Annotated in this window: 13 protein-coding genes; 7 read left to right on the top strand and 6 right to left on the bottom strand. The window is 40.6% G+C overall.

The window, feature by feature from the left end:
• Positions 1 to 12: 12 nt before the first annotated feature.
• The 6 genes from HYG79_RS06040 to HYG79_RS06015 form a co-directional block, all read right to left on the bottom strand.
• Complete coding sequence (locus HYG79_RS06040; protein WP_179241221.1) at positions 13 to 609, bottom strand: collagen-like triple helix repeat-containing protein; 597 nt, start codon at positions 607 to 609, stop codon at positions 13 to 15.
• 138 nt (positions 610 to 747) lie between these two features.
• Positions 748 to 1260, bottom strand: a complete 513-nt coding sequence (locus HYG79_RS06035; protein WP_179241220.1) for a hypothetical protein — start codon at positions 1258 to 1260, stop codon at positions 748 to 750.
• A 135-nt stretch (positions 1261 to 1395) separates the two neighbouring features.
• Positions 1396 to 2688: a BspA family leucine-rich repeat surface protein gene (locus HYG79_RS06030; RefSeq protein ID WP_179241219.1), complete on the bottom strand. Its 1293-nt coding sequence runs from the start codon at positions 2686 to 2688 to the stop codon at positions 1396 to 1398.
• A 37-nt stretch (positions 2689 to 2725) separates the two neighbouring features.
• A complete protein-coding gene (locus HYG79_RS06025; RefSeq protein ID WP_179241218.1) occupies positions 2726 to 4045 on the bottom strand; it encodes an OmpA family protein in 1320 nt (439 codons plus the stop codon).
• A 139-nt stretch (positions 4046 to 4184) separates the two neighbouring features.
• The gene (locus HYG79_RS06020) at positions 4185 to 5921 is read right to left on the bottom strand and encodes a fasciclin domain-containing protein (protein WP_179241217.1); all 1737 of its coding nucleotides are present in this window, start codon (positions 5919 to 5921) and stop codon (positions 4185 to 4187) included.
• Between the two features lie 192 nt (positions 5922 to 6113).
• The gene (locus HYG79_RS06015) at positions 6114 to 8894 is read right to left on the bottom strand and encodes an ATP-binding protein (protein WP_179241216.1); all 2781 of its coding nucleotides are present in this window, start codon (positions 8892 to 8894) and stop codon (positions 6114 to 6116) included.
• A gap of 418 nt (positions 8895 to 9312) precedes the next feature.
• Here HYG79_RS06015 and HYG79_RS06010 point away from each other — a divergent pair, with 418 nt between their 5' ends.
• The 7 genes from HYG79_RS06010 (at position 9313) to HYG79_RS05980 (ending at position 19168) form a co-directional block, all read left to right on the top strand.
• Positions 9313 to 9630 carry a hypothetical protein gene (locus tag HYG79_RS06010; protein WP_179241215.1) on the top strand — a complete coding sequence of 106 codons (318 nt, stop codon included), beginning with the start codon at positions 9313 to 9315 and terminating at the stop codon, positions 9628 to 9630.
• A 113-nt stretch (positions 9631 to 9743) separates the two neighbouring features.
• A complete protein-coding gene (locus tag HYG79_RS06005) occupies positions 9744 to 10439 on the top strand; it encodes an ABC transporter ATP-binding protein (protein WP_179241214.1) in 696 nt (231 codons plus the stop codon).
• Between the two features lie 101 nt (positions 10440 to 10540).
• A complete protein-coding gene (locus HYG79_RS06000; RefSeq protein WP_228027941.1) occupies positions 10541 to 13036 on the top strand; it encodes a TonB-dependent receptor in 2496 nt (831 codons plus the stop codon).
• 5 nt (positions 13037 to 13041) lie between these two features.
• Positions 13042 to 14490, top strand: coding sequence for an ABC transporter permease (locus HYG79_RS05995; RefSeq protein WP_179241213.1), 1449 nt, complete (start codon positions 13042 to 13044; stop codon positions 14488 to 14490).
• Positions 14491 to 14492: 2 nt separating this feature from the next.
• Positions 14493 to 15839, top strand: coding sequence for a DUF3526 domain-containing protein (locus tag HYG79_RS05990; RefSeq protein ID WP_179241212.1), 1347 nt, complete (start codon positions 14493 to 14495; stop codon positions 15837 to 15839).
• Between the two features lie 178 nt (positions 15840 to 16017).
• Positions 16018 to 18213 carry a DUF5916 domain-containing protein gene (locus HYG79_RS05985; RefSeq protein WP_179241211.1) on the top strand — a complete coding sequence of 732 codons (2196 nt, stop codon included), beginning with the start codon at positions 16018 to 16020 and terminating at the stop codon, positions 18211 to 18213.
• A gap of 1 nt (position 18214) precedes the next feature.
• Positions 18215 to 19168 carry a DUF5829 family protein gene (locus HYG79_RS05980; RefSeq protein WP_179241210.1) on the top strand — a complete coding sequence of 318 codons (954 nt, stop codon included), beginning with the start codon at positions 18215 to 18217 and terminating at the stop codon, positions 19166 to 19168.

Below are 19168 nucleotides of genomic sequence, written 5' to 3'. Positions count from 1 at the left end.
TTTTATGTTTAGCTAGTCCTCGATACCCAAATAATCAGCTAATTGTTCATAATCAAAAATATCTACGCCACTGTTTTTTAAAAACTGTATGCTGTTTTTTGCCGTAGTTTTTGAGGTGCCGGTATTCGGAGGAAAAATCACGTATCTAAACCGGTCGAAATAATTGAAATTTTCTCGGTTTTGACCATCAGTAGAAGCAGATAATCTGATGCCTCTAAAATTTGTATTTTCCGGTTCTAATTGAAACGAATATGTTTGATTGCCCAAAGTATAGGGTAGAGGAACGATAGCACGATTTATATTTAATTGACCATACACCAACACGTACCCCGAATTCATGACCTCATCGCTGATTCTATCGTCTGGCACATCAAAAGTACTGCTAAACGCATCACTTGAAAATACACTATCAAACCAATCTGATGAAATTATAGTGGGTGTTCCATCTACGCCGTCTTGCCCGTCTGCTCCGTCTTGCCCGGCCGGGCCTTGTTCACCTTGAATGCCCTGTGGGCCCATGGCACCGTCTTCACCATCTTCGGCACTACAAGAAGATAGAAAAAGAGCTGCACCTAGAACAAAAACGATACTGTATGTTGTTATTTTCATAATTTATATTTAAATGTTTAACTAATTTTTAATTGCCTCTACATAGCGGGCATACCACTATTTTCTAGCCGCTTTTGATACACCTGTTTATGGCAGCTAATTGGTATGGTATTGCTTGTTTAACGTTTTTGGTAAAGATCACAGGTCTTCCACGTTTATGTATGAAATATCAAAGGCACCCTCGGTTATGGTGAAAACATCTGCAATCGTGGTAGAGGGTGTTGGCCCCGTAACAAAGTTGAAAGTGCCATTTATTTTTTGACCGTTTACATCGTGGGCCGTAATGGTTATGGAACCCGAGGCTGCCAGCTCGCCACCGTCATCTGCATTGTCGTTTACATCATATGCAGCGGTATATGTGCTCAAAGTACCTGAGAGCGCTCCTAAAATATGTGTGCCAAAGGGTGCATTTGCTGGCACTAACAAGGTAATTTGTTCACCGTCATTATTATTGCCTGAAATTGTAATAGTATCCGCTGCGATATTCGTTCGTACACCACCACTAAATTGTGGACTAAAATTCACCCCGTCTATTTTTGCGGTCAGATAACTTTCTAAGTCATTGGTGCCACCATTATCATTATTATTTTTACAAGACGTGAGTATAAAGGCCAAGGTTACGATGATCATGGTTTCAAGAAAAACTTTCATAGGCAGTGTTATTTGATTTTTTTCAAGGTTTTAGTGATAAGCTTTTATTCTATTTAGTACTGTTCGTCATTTGACAGTGAACAACGTCTCTAAAAGTTTCTTAGAAGTCTTACTAAAATTTATGGGCACAGGATTTTAAGGCGTACAATTGGTAAAATTTGGGGTGTTACTCACTGTAAGTGATGAGTTAAGAGCAAAATCTGAGCAACCAATTACATTAGCCACGTCCCAAATACTAATGTCTTGGTTAAAAGATGAGCCAGAGAACATGTCACTCATAAATTCCACATCGCTGACATCCCAAGCGCTAATATCTTGGTTAAAAGGGGAATCTTGAAACATACTACTCATATCGGTTACATTACCCACATCCCAACTACCGATATTTTGGTTAAAGGATGAGTTTTTAAACATCTCTAGCATATCCGTAACATTGCTAACATTCCAACTACCTATATTTTGGTTAAACGAAGACCCAATAAACATACCCGACATATCAGTTACGTTACTTACGTTCCAAGCACTTATATCCTCGTTAAACCTTAAATCTAAAAACATGGCTTCCATATCGGTTACGTTACTTACATCCCAATGATTGAGACTACCAATAAGAATACCCGTAAGGTTCTGGTTACTTGATACAAGAGCAGACTCAAACATCCTGGCCATATCGCTTACCTGGGACAAGTCTGGGGCATCAGTGGCATTTATAGTTAATGTTCTCACCCATTTAAATGCTTCCCGCATCGTTTGCCATTGTATATTGCCCCATTGTTCTACACTTCGTAATTGCCCTCCGGAATCAATATTATTTCGTAAGAAAATAGTCGGAAAATCACCATTTATTTTTATTGTGTGTAAACCAGGCGTCGTGTAGGTATGTGTGGCGTCATCTGTTCGGTTGGTCTGTATGGTGTTATCTCCCCAATCTATGGTGTAATTATAAGTGTACTGGCCACTACGTGTGGGTATGGTTACCGTTTCGTTGGTCGTGGTGGTTTCCCAGGTGGTGATAAAGGAGGTGTCATCTATATCAGTAACATTTATGGTAATAGTGGCTTCTGCACTTGTACTGCCATCGCTTACGCTAACTGTAATGGTATGGCTTTGGGTAGTCTCAAAATCTAAGGTCTGTAAATCCTCTAAGCTTAAAACACCTGTATTGCTAATCTCAAAAAGGTTGTTATCGTTTTGGGTAATGCTGTAGGTTAACGTATCGCCTTCTGGGTCTGTAGCCTGCACCGTACCAATGGGCATATTATCGGCAATGTTTTCTGCGACGGTAAAGCTTTGCGCGTTTATTTCTGGTGCGTTGTTTTGGGGTGTGTTGTTTTCGGGTGTAGTATTTTTTGGTGTATCGTCATCTTTACTACAGCCAAAAGTGATTAAAATCGTGAGTAAGATCAGTGTTTGTAATATAGTTTTCATAATATTTTCTTTTACAAGTCTTGATATTTTTTAAGATTTATTTTCTTTTAAATACTACACGTCTGTTTTTGGCATGATCGCTTGGTGTGTTACCTTTTGCCAGTAACTCATTTTCGCCTTTACCTATAGCCGTAAGCCTCGATTTTTTTATATCGAAACTGGTAATCAATACATCACGTACCGTTTCAGCTCTTTTCTGCGATAGTTTTAGATTAGTCTCTTCAGAGCCATCAGTATCTGTATGGCCTTCAATCTCAAGAAATAAGTCGTTATTTTCCTTTAGTATGGCAGCTATGGTTTTGAGTACCGCATAAGATGATGGTTTTATGCTGGCAGACCCTTTATTAAAAGTGATGCCATACGTTGTAAGCTCGCCTTTATCTAAAAGATTGGTCCTGGTTTCTGGTGCACCTTCGGCAAACCGTACATTGCCCAAAAAGAAATAACTGTCTTTTGGCGATATGCGAGAGAAAAAGCGCATGGTCTTGAGCGCATCTGCCGTTTGAAATGCACGTGGTGCATCAAAAATCTTTTCTTCATCTAAATAGACACGTAAGCGCTTGCCTTGTTTCCATACCGAAAAGTGCATAATTTGACCACGACCATTATTGTTGTTAAGATATGCTGTCGATTTTTTATCATTGATATTTAGGCGTTTGTCTTTCCCGTATTTGGTCATATATAATTGGCCGCCCTTGCCAATACCGCCACTGATCAGCAGACTAAAACCTTGGCTTCCTGGAGCTACCTTGTCCAGATCATAATCGGGATTTTCAAGATTGGAAAATACGAGGTTGAATTTTCGGTTATTCGACCAAGATGTGATATCAAAATCATAAATAACATCGTACTCTAACGTAAAGTTTTCGGGTAGTTTCTCTACAAAATCTGGGATTAATGCACTACTGCCCTTACTGGTACGTAGCCATTTACCGTCGTGATTGGACAAGGTTACGATTTCCGTTGCACCAGTTACGTTCCAATTGGTTGGGATATCACCAACGGTTTCGTTTGAAAAATCCTCGAAAGCCACCAGATTTTTTCCTGTTTCAAAATCAAATTTTGAATAGGCTTCAAAAACATTTTTTTCCCGAACCGTTTCCTGTTCACTTGTTTCGGTATTATTTGTGGTTTCTTCGGTTTTTTTATTTTTCCCTTTGGCTTCACCTGGTTTCCCATCTATGGTTTTATCAATGGCTTTTCCCGTCTTTTTTCGGGTCTTTTTATCTGCCTTGTCCAATACCGTCTCTTCAGCGGCCTTCTCGACCTTTTTTTTGAGTTTTTTGAAAAATTGAGCTTCTACTGATGTAAAACTGGACAACATCGCTATCAACACTGCTATTTTGAATATTTTCATACTACTATTTTTTTAGGTAGAAGATGAAACCCCTCCCTCAAAAGAAGGGGTCTGCAATCAGGGAATCGATCAGTGAACGGGTCGTTAATGCTACCAATCAACACTGTGCGCCAATCTAACTACCTATGGTTTGTGAATTTTATGGATTTAAACGCGTTCTAAATTCGCTTTTCATCATTACCTTATCGATAATGTGTATTAGACTTGTTGCACCGCTTAACCCTGTTTGTCCCTCGGCACAAGCGGGTAGTGTAGGGGCCACTTTAATATTGAACTGATTGAAATTTGCCTCCCTGCCTAGGTAATCCTCCAATTTGATGACGGGGTTTGCGGCATCGCCAGTGGTTTTGACCTGAAATCTTTCATTATCGGGAAATTTAGGTACTTGCGGATTTATAAGTCGGGTAAAGACATTCGCCGAACGACCTTCTTCCTCCAATCGTTCTTTGCACAAATAGCTTGAAGAATGTTGGTGCAACAGAATATCCTTCAATACTTCCAGTTTTTCGGGCGTGTCAAAATCGTCCAGACTACTGTAGGTATCGCCCAGATAATTGAACAATTCCTCGAAAGCATCATTATTGGGCGCAAAATAGGTGCTTATGTTCAAGGGTGGTTCGGTAAAGTTATTTCTGGGATATTCAAAAGAAAGCGCTGTCTTTTCAATCGCTTCCAGTAAAATGGATAAAGAGGGATACGTTTTGAAAACAGTAGGCATATTTCTGGTGTCACCAGCTCTGGCATCCGCTTCAAACCCATCGTAAAAGGCTTTGTGGCGCAGAACAATGTTGATGGTGTGTATGATATTGTTACCGGCCTCTTTATCACCATTTACGATAAATCCTGCGGATTTACTGTCCCTTATCTGAATATCTGCACCCTGAACGGCCACGGTGATATCTTCATCCAAATCACCTAATTGCTCTCCCAAAAGCGTGTTGAGCTGTTCCTCGGCCTGTGTAAAGCTGACCCGCATCCTACGCGAATCGGGAGCGGTGTGAAAACGTAGGGCATCACGCAACAGTGTCTTTTCCTCATCGGTATCAAAATCATCCAAACCGTTGTAATCATCGCCCAGTTCATCAAAAAGAGATTGAAAAGCGGTATTGTTCGGGGCAAAAATGGTAGCTAGATCAAATTTTGCCGTACGGTCAGAGCCTTTGCTTATCACTCCGGGATTTTTGAAGTAAACATCTTCTAAACCTGCTGCCTTAATTGCGGCCAAAAACGAACTCAGTTCCGGGTCAGCTGCCAATATTTCCTCTACACCATTGGATTGCTTGCTATCTATGGCATCCAATACAATCTGCGGAGTCAATACTTTATCTATGTAATGTATTATACCGTTTTTTGCAACGATATCCGTTTTAACGATTTTAGACTTGGTTTGGGTGGCGTCCTCTAGAAAAGTACCCCCACTACGATTCACGCTCAAGGTTTCACCCAACACGGTAGTAAACTCCTCACCGTCGTTAAGATCCGAGGCCTTTATCGCTTTGGTGGATACGATATGATATTTCAGAATATTGTCCCAAAGTTCCGCATCCTCATCCGGAATAACGAGGTTTCCCTCGCTGTCCAAATTGATCAATAGCGGTGAGTCCGAATCGTTGATAGGGGCGAAAAGGGTAAAACTTCCGTCTGTTTTTAGACTGGCTTCAAGAGCACCTCCAGTTTTTCTGTCCGTTTCCTTTATAAGGGCACTCAATACCGTAAGGGAATCGCTTTTATCCAAAATTTGAAATATTGTTTCGGCTATATTTTCATCTGGAAGAACGGGCGGCTCATCGTCATTTTTACCGCAAGACACTACCAACGCCGTAGTTAGCATACCGGCAGTGATACTTTTAAATCGATTTTTCAAAAAAGAATTCATAATATGTAGCATTTAATGATTACAAGTCAATTCGGCAGATGGTACGATAAGTGTTCGCCGATTTTATCAATAGGGGGAAGTTTGCCGGTATGAGAAACTTGTATACCGATGCAGCAAATATATTTATAGGGGATAGTGCAACTATGTCACGGTTGTAACAATATGTATCATTGATGTAACAAAAAATTCAATCTACTGATTATCAATATTTTGTAAATATTCTAAAGGAGTTTTTTTGTATTTTTCCTTGAAACATTTGATAAAATGGGAGGGAGAACTGAATCCTGAGCTATACGCTATTTCGCTAATGGATAGTTTATCGTCCTTTAATAGAAGGATAGATAACGTAAGGCGCTCGTTCCTCAAAAAATTCGAAGGGGTGTCCTGAAGTATTTCCTTCATTTTTCTGTTGAGTTGCATGCGGCTCATGCCCATTTCATCGCATAATTGTTGTACTTTGAAATTTGAGTCCGTTAATTTCACTTCTAAAATGCTCCGCATTTTGGATAAAAACTCTTGTTCTACCGTAAGTAATTTATCAGGATTTACTTGAAAAAGGGTCTCTTTTTGATATTTGTCTATTAATATGCGTCTTAATTTTAGACGCTGATCCATAACCAGCATTAGCTTTTTTAGATTGAACGGTTTGGTAATGTAGTCGTCTGCGCCTGTTCCCAATCCGATCAACTCATCCTTTTCCGCAGCTTTTGCGGTTAGTAGGATTATGGGTATATGAGCTGTTTTTTTGTTATTTTTTAATGTTCTACACAATTCAATACCATTTACCTTTGGCATCATGACATCAGATATGATGATGTCAGGAATTTTGGATAAGGCCAAGGTAATTCCTGCTTCTCCATTTTCTGCTGTTTTAGTCCTATATATTCCGGATAATTTTTCTCTCAGAAACTCGCGCAGTTCTTTATTGTCCTCGGCGATTAAAACTAAAGGTCTTTTACCGTTTGATGTATTGGAAATATGATTGACCGCAACGTCTTTTTCTTTTTTACGAAAGCTTTGCGTAAGCATCTCTTCGTTTTCTTCTGTATCGACCGTAATACTACGTAAGGGTATGGTTACCGAAAAAAGACTTCCTTCTTGTACCGCACTTTTTAGTTGTATAGTGCCGCCGTGCAATGTAACCAATTCTTTTACCATGGCGAGACCAATACCGCTCCCCGGGCGATTTTCATCCTTACCGTTGATTTGATAAAAACGATCAAATACTTTCTCTTGTTCATCTGGGGAAATACCAATTCCGTTGTCCTTTACTTCTAACTTTAAATCTGAACCATCAATAGTTGTGCGAACGGTTACTTGCCCATTATTATTCGTAAACTTGAATGCGTTGGAAATAAGGTTGCCCAATACCCTTTCCAATATCTCGGCATCGTACTCAGCAATAATATTATCACTAATGAGTTGCGTTTTGAAACTTATATTTTCACTTTTGGCATAAGAGAAATACTGACTTACAATACGCTGCAAATGTCTTCGTATATTTCTGTGTTCAAGTTTTAGGGACATTGTTCTCGATTCAAGCTTTGAAAGGGAAAGCATGTCATTGATCAGGGTAGTGAGCCTGTATGTATTATTTTCAATCATTCTAATGTCTTTTTCCATTAACGGGGCGTCATTTTGCAAAGCATGGTCAATGGGCGCTTTTATTAACGTTAACGGGGTCCTGAACTCATGGGAGATATTTTCGAAGAATCGCGATTTGAGCTCGTCCAGTTGTTTGAGCGATTGCTTCTCCTGTTTTTCTTGATTGAGCTGAACAAGACTTTTTAACGCCTTTGATTCCTTAATGCGATTTTGGTAACTTATGACACCAAAGAAAATAACGGTTTCAACAAGTACCGCCTTTAATAGGAACAAGGCATCCACAGTATAAATGGCTACGATGCCACCCAGTGTTATCAACAGGCTTCCTGTTAAAGTAATTATGGCGACCATATCCGGTTTTTTTGTCAACATCAAGATAAAAAGGGTTATGGACGTTAACGTGGACAATAAGAAAAAATAGTCGATCATTTCATATCTGAAAACAAATAGCGGAAAGAATATAATTATGATAAGGTAAAAAACGCTATATATGATCATGGTATACACAACACCCTTGAAAAATTTGTACAGGGTCTTGAACCTGTTCGGAACATCAAGAAAATAATAAATGAAAATGTAATACGATATTGTCGTGGCCAAGCGCATGGCTTGGTTTATATAATAATAGATATCTGGATCTATTTGGTTCCAAAGATTTACCGTAAAAGGCAGTCTGTTGGCATAATATATCACAAGCGTTAAAAGATATAAACTGTATAAGAGGAAAGGTCTACTTTTATTGACGATAAAACCAACGAAAAAGAGCAGAAACGACATAGCGGTAACGCCTAGATAAAATATGTAATCATTTTTTTCATTGGTAAAACCTTCAAGCCATTGGTAATAGGAATCCTTATTTTCGAGATGCATGATATCGGGCTTTCCAAGCTTGTTTATTCTGCCCCATGTAGTTATCATGACCCTAGAGCAGTATACAGGCTTTGATTTGTCCAGGATCTTTGTCGGTACCTTCAAGACGAATTTTTCCGCCTTGTCCCTTACTTTAAAATTGGTCTTGGATATAATCCCGACTTTATATTTTTGATATCCATTCTTTGTGGGAATGAAAACCTCGGATTTATCATGATTTATAAAACGTAATAGTATGGTATCCGTCTCTAGTTTATCGATTATAAAGAATTTGTACCAATACCTAGACTGTACGTTTGGAGAAACCTTCTCAATTGAAGTAAATTTTTTCTCTCGTATATCTTCAAATGTCAGTTCCCTGGTGAAATCTTCGAAAATCTTGATGGTATCGCTTGCAAAAAACCATTTGTTCTTCGGCATAGCTTTATCTCCATTTTGACCATAGGCCATGAAAATTTGAATAAATAACAAAAGGAGAAAGGGTATGGATTTTCTCATACAGGGTTTTAGAAGGATACCAGGTTGGGATATTTTGACTAAATGTACATAGTAATCAAAATATGGCAAAAATTAACATACATATTCTGGAGCTCGATTGAAATAGATGGTTCAAAATTCGAATAATCCAACCTATTATAATTGTGTTTTACAAAACCAATTTCTTTGAGACTAAATATGAATGCTCAAAAGGGTAAAAATCATAAACAACCATCTTAAATATGGTTCGTGAGAAACCTTATAATCTACGATATGCTTTGGAAGGCTTTCGTCGATTCAAAGTTGGCGCGTACGTTCTTAATATCGTATGGACTTAAAAACATTTCCAATATTATATTTTGGTAATAAACGATAAAATCTATAAAAGAATAACATTTATGAATATGTATAAAATAAAAAATACCTTACTTTAGTAACCGTGAAAAACAGAATTCAAATACTAACCGGTGTTTTGGCATTTTATGTGTTGTCCCTACCTGTTGTTTTGTTTTTTCACTCGCAATCACATGTACAAGGTGCTATAGAAATCGTTGACAGTGATGTTCTTCAAATAATCGCTCATGACGATTCGGATTGTCAAATCTGCAGCTTTTATTTTGATAAGCAATTATTTGTTGAAGATTCTGTTGTTTACGAATTAAACTTTTCTTCTTACTATTTTCTTCAAGATATAGTAGAATTCGCTATTGTTCTATCTCAAGAACAGCAATGCCCTAGAGGGCCGCCCGTAGTCTAGCATCCTTTTTGTTTTATGAATCTTTGGTTTTCTCGGATAACCAAAGCATTCGGTCGTATATAGTCCGTATCTGGGCTATACGCTATTTTTTAATCCTATTTATATAGATTCAGATGTTAGAAGCAATCAATCTTACAAAAAGATATGGTGGGCACGAAGCATTGAGCAATTTAAACCTTTCCGTTGCTCAAGGTGAGATTTTCTGTTTGCTGGGCCAAAACGGAGCTGGTAAGACCACCACTATAAATTTATTTCTTGGCCTGTTACCTGCAACGAGCGGCAAGGCTTTGATAAATGGTGTTGAGGTAAAACCAAATAGTAACGCCACCTCAAAAATGATTGCCTATATACCCGAAGTGGTGCAATTGTACGGCAATCTTTCCGGATTGGAAAACCTTGATTTTTTTAGCCGTATCGCAGGGTTTCGGTATACAAAGGATGAGTTGGCCGCCTACTTGTTAAAAGCAGGATTGCAAGAAGCGGCACATACCAAAAAACTGGATTCCTACTCCAAGGGAATGCGCCAAAAGGTCGGTATTGCCATTGCCCTATCAAAAAATGCTGACTTTATATTCATGGATGAACCCATATCCGGTCTTGACCCAAAGGCGACGGTAGAATTTACCGCTATCTGTAAAGAATTGAGCCAAATGGGGAAGTCCATTTTCATGGCGACCCATGACCTTTTTAATGCGGTAAATGTCGGCACTACAATAGGCATTATGAAAGAGGGCTCTTTGGTGTATTCGGAAGATACCAAAGCTATCAATGCCAATGAATTACAGGAACTCTATTTAAAAACAATCTAAGGCCATAAGCCATCTCGATTTAAAATGGCATCGATTTTCAAGACCAAACAAGATGCTTCAATCGGAAGATGGTAGTAGGTCACAATCAAAATAAAACATATATGAAAATTACGAATACAGTATATTTATTACTCCTTTTTGGTTTTATGGGCAGCGTCAACGCCCAAGTAGCCGTATCAGGTTCGGTTGTGGATGAACAGAACAAACCGATATTCGGGGCAACGGTAGCACTGACCAATTCGGAGAATACATTTGGAGTCCTTACGGATGGTGACGGTGCCTTTGAGTTGAACGTGCCCCAAGGTGCCTACCAGTTCGAGGTACGTTATCTGGGGTATGTTTCCCAGCAGCGGTCTATTGACATTGGTTCCTCAAACGCATTTGTTTTGGATACGATCGTATTGATAGAATCCATCGAAAAATTACAAAGTGTTGAAGTCGTTGGGCGGGCCAGAACCGATTACAACAGTGATTACTCCTTCTCGGCAACGAAAGTGGCTATCAAAAATAAAGAACTTCCGCAGGCCATCACCTCGGTAACCAAGGAATTAATAGCGGACCGATTGGCCTTTCAATTACCTGATGCGGTGAAAACGGTAAGCAACGTTACGGTAACCGGTCTGTACAACCACTATAATATAAGAGGTATTACCCAAGGGGACGACGGTCAAGTACTCAACGGAATGCGAACTCGCCAATATTATTTTTTACAGCCCATTACGGCACATTTAGAACGGGTCGAGGTTATAAAAGGGCCATCATCGGTAACTTTTTCCAGTGCGGATCCCGGAGGTACCGTTAATATAGTAACGAAAAAACCCTTACGAGAAAAACGAAGTGAAGTCTCGGCTACAACAGGTAGTTTTGGCACCTTACGGGCAACGGCCGATTTTACCGGACCCCTAAACGAATCAAAGACCTTGTTATATCGTTTTAATGCCGCAATTCAAGAGGCCGATTCGTTTAGAGATGTCGTGAATAACAATGCAATTCTGTTTTCTCCATCCTTAAGTTATATTCCAAATGAGAATACATCGTTGAACGTAGAAATGATTTATAACGATGCAGAAGGTAATTTGGATAGAGGTCAGCCTATCTTCGGTGCCATTAACGGGGAATTTGATTTGAACAGTACCCCGATTACAAGAAATGTCGGGGCATCGAGCGATCATTATAAAAACAAAGAGTTCATTTTTATGGCCAACTTCAGCAAAAAGTTGACCGATAACCTTGGTTTCAACGCGCAGTTCATGAAGCAAACTTGGGATGAAGATTTGGCTGAGCATAGAGTTGGTGGTACTGTGGTCGATATTGAAGGTAACGTGATTCCTACATTGGCAAGGCTTCGTTATGATGAAAGACAGCAGTTTTGGGAAACGGATAATTTTAGCACCTATTTTACCTACGACCTCAAAAAAGGTAAGGTTACCAATAAAATATTGGTCGGCTTTGACGGTACCCGTTGGGAACGAAAAATCGGAGCAGGGTTCCTAAGGGCTAGAAGATATCTGACCGTTGATGGGGGGCAGTCTAATTTTGACCCGGAAAATCCGGATAATTTTCAACAAATCGTTGTCGATGGTGTTACGATACCAAAACCTGCTGCGACTTTTTTCAATTTGGAAGATCCTTTTAATGGCGCCAGGGATGTCAGTGATTACAATCTTTCTGAACTAACGATTCCTGCAAATTTGGCATCTTCGAACGGTATTTACCTTCAAAACCAGTTTAAGCTCGGAAGATTCTCTGCCTTGGTGAATTTACGATATGAATGGTTTACTGACATTTTTGATTACGAGGGGGATGAAGAAGAATTTAAGACCAACGCCTTTGTGCCTCGACTTGGCCTTACCTATGAAGTAACCAATAGCATTAGTGCATATGCCACCTATTTAGAGGGATTTCAACCCCATACCAATACGGTTTCGTTATCACCGACCGCCGAAGGTTTCTTTTGGGCGGCCTCGCCGGGTAGGTTTGACCCCTTGGAAAGCAGCTTGTTAGAAGCAGGTGCCAAAGGGGAGTTCTTGAACGGAAGAATATTTGCCAACCTGGCCATTTTCAATATTACCCAAAAAAATATCTTGCTAGGGGACACCTTTGATTTGGATAACCTTACAACACGTGGAGAACAAAGAAGTACAGGTTTTGAAATGGATATTTCCGGTTACGTATCACCAAACTTTCAACTCGTAGCGTCATATGGTTTCGCAGATGCTGAAATCGTAGAGGACGCCATCGAAGAATTTATTGGAGAACCTATTGGAGGTGCTCCTAGACATACCGCTAATTTCTGGGGACGCTATGATTTTATGAACAAAACCTTAAGAGGAGTTGGACTTGGTTTTGGTGCGCAGTATGTAGATGAAAGATTTACCTGGTACAATCCTGCGTACGATACCGGTAGAGTACTATTGCCGAGCTATACCATATTTGATGCCGCTGTGTATTACAGGCCTAACAATACAGGCATTCAGCTAACACTTAAGTTGAACAATTTATTTGATGAAACGTATTGGTTGGGTGGTCTTAACCCTTCAAGATTGGGCCCTGGAGCACCCAGGAATGTGCTGTTGAATGCGACTTATAAATTCTAAGGATTATGAGAAGAGCGAATGTAGGACTGTTTATGCGGCATTTCCTTAAAAATGCCTTTAAGACCAAAGTAATTTATGTGTTACTGGGCATTTTTATGCTGCTTACCGCTTATGCTGCGGTCAGTGGTATTACCAATTATTCGCAACAAAATGCAATTCGATTGGAACATCAGCGGAAGGCACGGCAAAGTTGGGAAGCGAACCCCGATAAGCATCCCCATCGTATGGCGCATTTCGGTTCGTTCGCCTTTCGTATGAAGCAGCCGCTGAGCATGTTCGAGTATGGTATAGAAAGCTTTACGGGCAATGCTGTTTTTCTGGAAGCGCACAGACAGAATAGTGTCAATTTTTCAGATGCAGGGTTTTCAACGGGAACCTTGCGTTTTGGGGAATTGAGCATGGCCATGCTTTTACAATTGGTACTGCCGTTGATTCTCTTCTTTTTGGGATTTTCCGTTGTCGTATCCGAAAGGGAAAACGGGACTTTGAAGATTCTGTTATCGCAAGGGGCGCAATGGAAAGAAATTCTGTTGGGTAAGGCCTTAGGGTTATTTGTGGTAGCGTTACTGTTTTTTGCACCCATTGTTCTCGTTACGATGCTCTTTTTGGTTTTCGGGGATATTCCCACGGATATAGGGGATTCTTGGCAACGTTTTTTAGTGTTGTTTCTGGGACATGTCCTGTTTCTTCTGGTTTTATCAGTTTTGAGTATCGTGGTATCAACTACGTCGCGTTCGGCCAAGAATGCCTTGCTTACCCTATTGGGCATATGGTTATTGATGGTTGTGTTGGTTCCTAAAACTGCTCAAGCTGTAGGCAATGCGCTATATCCTACCCCTTCGAAATTGAGTTTTCAATCGGCCGTGGAGCGTGATGTTATCAAAAAAGGCGATAGTCATAATCCCGATGACCCTTACTTCAATCGATTAAAAGACTCGGTTTTAACGGTTCATGGGGTCGATTCGGTGACCCAACTTCCTTTCAACTATGGGGGTTTTGTGATGCGGGAAGGCGAAAAAACAAGCGCCCACCTTTACAAGAAACATCATGACAGCCTACTGAATATTTACGAAAAGCAGAATAATGTGAGCCGTTATACCGCCGTTCTGAACCCCTTTGTCGCCGTCAAGAACATATCCATGGCTTTTACCGGAACCGATTTTAAAGGATATGTCGATTTTCAAGATCAGGCGGAAACCTACCGCTACCAATTGGCACAGGAAATGAACGAGCTTCAAATGGAATATATTGGTGCTAGGGTAAAGAATTCTGAAGGAAAAGTCAATGTAGTCAGACAAGAACATTGGGAAGAATTCCCTGATTTTGAGCACCGTATGCAACTTTTACAAAGTTCAGTAAAAGAAGCCTCATTAGGTATTTTCTCCTTATTGGGTTGGGTGCTATTTTCCTTTCTAGGTCTAGGGTATCTTTCAAAAAAAGCAAAAGCGCTATAGCCATGTACAAACTTCTCTTTTTACAATTTTTAAGGTCGAGGGCGGTTATGGCTAGTTTGGTTCTCACGCTCGTATTGGGTGCAATAAGCATCGGTATCGGTCATCAATTTCTATCACAAAAGAGAGCAGCGATCGACCAAGTCGAGAGTTACCAAAAAAGTCATATTGAACGCAATGTGGCATTGCACAAAGACGATTTAGGACTTCTGATGTACTATCTCAAATTCGCATTTGTAAATAACCCTGACAATCTTTCGGGACTTTCCATTGGTCAAAGCGATGTAAACCCCAACATACAGCGCATCACCATTAAAAATTTGGAGGGGCAACGCTATGATACCGATCTGGTCAATCCCATGAATTTACAATCCGGAAACCTAGATCTGTCTTTCGTTTTGATTTATATTTTTCCACTTTTGATTATTGTCTTCACTTTCAATCTGTTATCCGAAGAAACCGAGACAGGCACTTGGCGATTGGTATCGGTACAGACGCCTTCAAAACTGAAATACTTATTGCTAAAGTTATCTGTTCGGGTCATACTCATCTATATGGTGCTTGGGATACTGCTCGCAGGTGCTAAAATCGTATTGTCGATTCCTTTTGATGTAAATTTTATGATGGTGGTACTCCTATCGGTATGCTACGTCGCATTTTGGTTCGCCTTATGCTTTTTCGTAATCAATTTTAACAGGAACTCAAGTTTTAATGCGCTGTTGCTACTCGCTAGCTGGTTGGTTTTATTGATATTGTTACCGGCCGGAATCAATGCGTATGTAACGAACAGGTATCCGGTTCCCGAAGCTTTGAGTACGATGATCAGCCAGCGTGATGGGTATCACACCAAATGGGATACCGATAAAAGGGAAACCCTGCAAAAGTTCTACGAACATTATCCACAATTCGAAGCATTCGGATATCCTACCGATGGTTTTAATTGGATATGGTATTATGCTATGCAACAAATGGGCGATGATGATTCTGCCCAAGATACCAAGGCGTTACGGCAGAAAATGAGGGAACGCGAAGCTGCTAGTAAAAAGTTGTCTGCATTCCTGCCCAATATGCATTTACAATTGGCATTGAACGAGCTCGCAGGAACCAGTCTTGATGAACAACTAAACTTTCTGGATGCAACCAGTGATTTTCATGAGGAACTGCGATTGTTCTTTTATCCGAAGATATTTACAGAGTTGTCGGGGGATATGATAGACTGGGCAAAGTTCACACCAAAATATAGCTATAGCGAGATGAACGATAAAAAGCGGATGCATGTTATTTGGCCTTTATTGACTGTAACTCTTGTCATTTTATTATGCTGCTTTGCGATTGGAAGAAGATTACATTAAATAAATATTTAATGTCATACACAATTATGTGTAAAGAATTAAGTATGAAATGGATTCGAAGTAAATCTATTTCATAAAAGTTCTTTTTTAGAGGATGTCTTCGCAATTACAAGAGATTTGGGTAAAAGAACAAAGAAAATATCATAAGATGACCGTTATTTCAAATATAAGATCAATAATGACATGGTGTTTAGTTTTGGTCGCAACAATAGTATTCTCGCAATACGACACACAAAATTTTCAACCACCGGAAACGCCTGTAACCATTATGGCGTCAAGAGCCAATAGTACGATAACCGTAGACGGAAGATTGGATGAGTCCGATTGGAATTTGGCCGAACCCATTACCGACTTTTTTCGGGTAGAGCCCGTACAGGGCGGTGCCATTAAGAATCCTACCGAGGTTCGCATCCTTTTTGATGACAAAAACCTGTACTTTGGGATTTTTGCCCAAGACTCCCTAGGCAAAAAAGGCATTCGAATGCAGGATTTGAGCCGGGATTTCAACGGACTCGAAAATGATGTCTTCGGAGTTCAAATCGATGCCCAGAACACAAAACAGTATGCGGTTTCGTTTCAAACGACTCCCTACGGAAACCAGCAAGACGTCCAGACCTTTAATGATAATAACAGGGATGAGGACTGGAATGCTCTTTGGCGGGTGCGTACCGAACGTACCGATAAGGGCTACTATGCGGAATTTGCCATCCCTTTCAAATCCATTCGATATGATAAACCCATAGACGGTGTTCCCGTCGAATGGGGCATTACGTTTTTTCGATTGGCCCGAAAGGACTACGAAAAAACGGTTTTTCCCGCCATTCCGCAATCCTTTTCCGAAAATAGGATGACCTATGCCGCTAAGTTGACCGGATTGGAAGTACCTCCGCCTTCGGCGAACATCCGAATTGAACCCTACGCGCTCTACCAATACGACGAGAACAAAACAGGCGATGTACTGACCGGTAAATTGAGCGAACCCAAGGTCGGCGGTGATGTGAAATGGGCCATCAACCCAAATGCGGTGCTCGACCTGACCATCAATACTGATTTTGCTCAGGCCGATGTAGACCGGGCCGTGAACAACCTGGAACGCTTCAACATTTTCTTCCCTGAGCGACGACAGTTCTTTTTGGAAAATTCTGGTATTTGGGCAGGAGGCGGGAACTCTCAATTACGCCCTTTCTTTAGCCGTACCATCGGCTTGGACAACACTTTTAATGCAGCTCCCGCCCCCTTGGATGCAGGGGCACGATATACCGATCGTAATGAAAAACGTACTATAGCCGCATTGGCCGTACGCCAACGAGAGACCGGCAGCAGTACGGGCAGTACGTTCGGAGTGGGACGATACACCCTAAACTATGGAAAGGAAAATAATGTTGGGGCCATGGTTACTTACAGAAGAGATGATTCCTCAAATGATTTGGGCCTCGCTAGCCGAAACAATACAACCGTATCCATCGATGGATTGATACGACCGAAAAGTGAGCTTACTTTGTCGTACCTATTATCCACTTCCTTGGATAGTGAGACCGGAGATACAGGTTACTCTGGACGATTATTCGCAGGAGCCCGAACGAACAAATACTACATGGGATACCTGAACACTTTTGTGAGTCAAGACTATGCACCCGACATGGGCTTTGTCTTTCAAAAAGATGTAATGTACCATAGTCCTGGCGGGTATGCTATACTACGGCCAAAATGGCTTCCCTTTGTACGCCGTTGGGACCCTGGGACTTTTCTTAATTATTACCACGATTTTGAGGATTTTGGGCAGTTTCAGCAAGCAAGCCTATACATTTTCCCAATCTTCACATGGTTTAAGGACAATAGTTTTGTCGAGGCTTCCTTTACCCCGACCTGGCAGAACATCAACTTTGATTTTGCGCCTTTGGGACTCCGGATTGCCCAAGGCGATTACAATTACACACGATACCTTTTAAGATACAATACCGACCAGTCCAAGAAATTTTCAGGGTCCGTCAGTTACGATTTCGGTAATTTTTACGATGGCACACGAAATACTTTTACAGGTGGCCTACGATATGCCCCCTTACCTCATATCGCTTTGACTGCTGATTATGAACATAACAATATCAACAGGGTCGGAATTTTAAGGGAGAATCTCAATACGGACTTATACACGGCCAGTCTGCGATTGGCCTTAAATCCAAGAGTACAGCTTTCCACGTTTTACCAATATAACAGTTTTGATGAACAAGGCAGATGGAATGTTCGGTTTAGTTGGGAGTATATGCCCCTGTCGTTTATCTATTTGGTGTTCAACGATACCCAGACCAATATTTTCGACCCATTGCAGCAGAGCACCCAGTTTATCAGTAAGATCACTTTTTTAAAACAGTTTTGATATGAATCTCCAAAGACTTAGGTATTTAGTAGTGCTATTGATGCTGACTTCCTGTAAGGAGAAAGTCCGCCAAGGCTATGATGCTTCGGTCATTGACCGGGAGAAGATTGACAAGGTTTTTGGTCACGACGTATCCCAAGTGCTTTTTGATCATCTATATATAGTTTTGGATAGTGTTACGTACGACCAATTGACACAGCATGATGTTTTAAAGGACACCTATGCCTCTCTCGACAACGGACTGCCTGATTTCAAAGCTGTTGATGAAAGCATGACTTCATGCTATATGAGAGGTCACGAACATTATATAGAACTGCTGGGACCTAACAATGAATATAACGAACCCGTAGGCAAAAGTGGTATCGGTTTCGCACTTCGTAACAAGGGGGAACATTTTCATTTAGGGGTAAATCCAAAATTAAAACAATCGGGAACACCCTACTTAAGTGTTTCGGAAACGGTAGAGATGCCTCTTGGGGAAGAAAAAGCGACTTGGTTCAAGGCTTTTTATTCCCCAAATTCCGGTACCGCATTACATACATGGTACGCCTTTTATAACCCTGCCTTTTTGGATAGTCTACACCGATCAGAACATCAGGAGTACACTCGGGAAGCTTTTTTAAAGGACTCCTACAGCAAAAAACAGCTTTTTGAAGGCATCAACTCCATCAATATGATCTGTACCCCAAAAGATTACGAACGGATTGTACAAGAAATGCGGCAACTGGGCTGTAGATTAATATCAAAGGAAGGAAAAACCCTGACTATTGCCAGTGGTGATGTTTCCATTGCCATTACGCCTTCCGCTAGGTTGGAATTCAGCCGTATTACCCATATAGCCTGTGGGTTGAATGCGATGGATACCAGTACGACCACCTTGGGAAATCTCACGATTACCAATACAGGTACCCAGTCTATCTGGAACCTAGAGAACCTTTATAAAAATAATCCTTAA

This window comes from Costertonia aggregata (genome assembly GCF_013402795.1).
GTDB lineage: Bacteria > Bacteroidota > Bacteroidia > Flavobacteriales > Flavobacteriaceae > Costertonia > Costertonia aggregata.
This window is presented reverse-complemented; position numbering and strand designations above follow the sequence as displayed.

Bases quoted from the DNA above. Each gene is read 5' to 3' on its own strand.
- HYG79_RS06040 (WP_179241221.1), bottom strand. From the start codon at position 609: ATGAAAATAACAACATACAGTATCGTTTTTGTTCTAGGTGCAGCTCTT.
- HYG79_RS06035 (WP_179241220.1), bottom strand. From the start codon at position 1,260: ATGAAAGTTTTTCTTGAAACCATGATCATCGTAACCTTGGCCTTTATA.
- HYG79_RS06030 (WP_179241219.1), bottom strand. From the start codon at position 2,688: ATGAAAACTATATTACAAACACTGATCTTACTCACGATTTTAATCACT.
- HYG79_RS06025 (WP_179241218.1), bottom strand. From the start codon at position 4,045: ATGAAAATATTCAAAATAGCAGTGTTGATAGCGATGTTGTCCAGTTTT.
- HYG79_RS06020 (WP_179241217.1), bottom strand. From the start codon at position 5,921: ATGAATTCTTTTTTGAAAAATCGATTTAAAAGTATCACTGCCGGTATG.
- HYG79_RS06015 (WP_179241216.1), bottom strand. From the start codon at position 8,894: ATGAGAAAATCCATACCCTTTCTCCTTTTGTTATTTATTCAAATTTTC.
- HYG79_RS06005 (WP_179241214.1), top strand. From the start codon at position 9,744: ATGTTAGAAGCAATCAATCTTACAAAAAGATATGGTGGGCACGAAGCA.
- HYG79_RS06000 (WP_228027941.1), top strand. From the start codon at position 10,541: ATGAAAATTACGAATACAGTATATTTATTACTCCTTTTTGGTTTTATG.
- HYG79_RS05995 (WP_179241213.1), top strand. From the start codon at position 13,042: ATGAGAAGAGCGAATGTAGGACTGTTTATGCGGCATTTCCTTAAAAAT.
- HYG79_RS05990 (WP_179241212.1), top strand. From the start codon at position 14,493: ATGTACAAACTTCTCTTTTTACAATTTTTAAGGTCGAGGGCGGTTATG.
- HYG79_RS05985 (WP_179241211.1), top strand. From the start codon at position 16,018: ATGACATGGTGTTTAGTTTTGGTCGCAACAATAGTATTCTCGCAATAC.
- HYG79_RS05980 (WP_179241210.1), top strand. From the start codon at position 18,215: ATGAATCTCCAAAGACTTAGGTATTTAGTAGTGCTATTGATGCTGACT.